The following is a 1,527-nucleotide window of genomic DNA, read 5'->3' on the forward strand; positions in this document are numbered from 1 at the left end:
ATGTTGAGCCGTGCGTCGCTTTTTACACCTTCCATTCGATGCCTTTTTGGAAGTTGTCCCACATGCCGGCATAAAGACCTTTGCGTTCGAGCAGCTCGGCATGCGTTCCCGTTTCGGCAAGCTTGCCTTCATCGATGACACAGATTGTATCGGCGTTGACGACCGACGAAAGACGGTGAGCGATCATAATGACGGTTTTGTCTTTGAGCAGCACGTCGAATGTTTTTTTGATTTTGTATTCGTTTTCGGCGTCGGCAAAGGCGGTCGCTTCGTCAAGTACAATAATCGGTGCATCCTGCAAAAGCGCGCGGGCAATGGCAAGCCGCTGCGCTTCTCCGCCGGATACGTATGTGCCTTTGGTGCCGTACACGGTATCGATACCGGCAGGCAGTTTTTCGATAATGTCCATGCACTCGGCTTTACGGAGCGCTTCCGTCACTTCTTCGCGGCTTGCGTCTTTTTTGCCGTAGCGGATATTTTCGAAAATGCTTTCTTTAAAAAGCTTATTTTCCTGAAACACGAAGCCGACAGTGTGCAAAAGGTCGCTTGTTTTAATATCGCGGATATCGACACCGCCGATACTGATTGTACCCGAATCAACTTCCCAAAAGCGGCCGAGCAAATTGACAAGGGTAGTTTTGCCGCCGCCTGAGGGACCGACCAGTGCGGTCAGCGAATGTTCGGGGATGTGCAAGCTGATGCCGTTCACGGCGGTGCGGCCGGCGGCTTGCGGCATTTTATCGCCGTCGGGGTTTGAGTTCCCTGCGGCCGTTTCCGTTTTATATGAGAACACCACATCCTTAAATGCAATATCGTATCTTTCCGGCAGCACGGATTTTTCCGGTTCTTCGGTCAGCGACGCCTGCAAAATATCTTCAATACGGTTGAGTGCATCGTTCGACCGCTGATGAAAGGTATTTGAGTACATGATTTTTATCAGCATGGTGTAAGTAACCGGTGCAAAGGCAAGGTAAAACACAAAGCTGTAAAAAAAACGCGCATCGAGCGTTGCCGTTCCGGCTATCAAAAGCGCGGCAGGCAGCAGGAATAAAAAGCCCGCTTTAATGAGCGCGAGAAAAATCGAATACCCGTTTTCCCACGATATCGAATATTTGTGCACGAACTCTTTGTAGTTCATAATCGACGTGTAGAAGTTTTTAAAATAGTAGACGGACTGATTAAAGGTTTTAATAACCGAAATACCGCGCACGTATTCGGTGCCGGCATTATTCATTTGCTCAAGCGCGTCTTCGTACTTTTGCATAAAGCCCGAGCTTGAACTGATGCGCATTAAAAGCATTTGCAGCACGAACGCAAGCACGAGCGGCAGCAGGGACACCAGCCCCAGCCGCCAATCGAAGGCGAGCATGAGCGCAAGTATCGCAAAAGGAGAAACCGTATTTTGCGCGGTATCCGGCAGGCTATGAGCGATCAGCGTTTCAAGCTGATTGACGTTTTTTTCAAACACTTTGCGCACTTTACCGCTCACATGCGTGATATGCCAGCCGATCGGAAGTTCCGCAAGCG

At 49.8% G+C, this 1,527-nt stretch carries 1 protein-coding gene; it reads right to left on the reverse strand.

Translation table 11 applies throughout. The features are described from left to right. Positions 1-22: 22 nt before the first annotated feature. On the reverse strand, positions 23-1,527 hold a 1,505-nt coding region (locus HMPREF0860_RS09795), incomplete at its 5' end, for an ABC transporter ATP-binding protein (protein WP_021495726.1).

Source organism: Treponema socranskii subsp. socranskii VPI DR56BR1116 = ATCC 35536 (assembly GCF_000468115.1).
Taxonomy (GTDB): domain Bacteria; phylum Spirochaetota; class Spirochaetia; order Treponematales; family Treponemataceae; genus Treponema_D; species Treponema_D socranskii.